Annotated in this window: 1 protein-coding gene; it reads left to right on the top strand. The window is 57.0% G+C overall.

From position 1 onward, the window contains the following. Positions 1-221: hypothetical protein (locus MOV74_RS40525; protein ID WP_246933152.1), on the top strand; the 221-nt coding region annotated here is incomplete at its 5' end. Between the last annotated feature and the right edge of the window lie 2 nt (positions 222-223).

Genomic DNA, 223 nt, shown 5'->3' with positions numbered 1-223 from the left:
CGAGCGATATCCTCTTGCCAGAGCTTATTAATCGTCTCATTCCGGCAACTCTCGATCCTGTTCTTGAGGCGCGCGATATCCTCGCCGATCTGATCGATCATTGTCAGTTGCTCGGCGAACGGCAGCAACCGAGGATCGGGAGCGGCATGGATCTTCCGCACCGCTGCGGTGCAGGCGGCGATGATAGCGGCATCGATCTTGTCGTTCTTGGCCCGCTGTAAAT

The organism is Bradyrhizobium sp. SHOUNA76 (genome assembly GCF_023006445.1).
In the GTDB taxonomy this organism is placed as follows: Bacteria; Pseudomonadota; Alphaproteobacteria; order Rhizobiales; family Xanthobacteraceae; genus Bradyrhizobium.
Note: the sequence above shows the minus strand (reverse complement) of the source record. Positions and strands in the feature narration are given on the sequence as shown.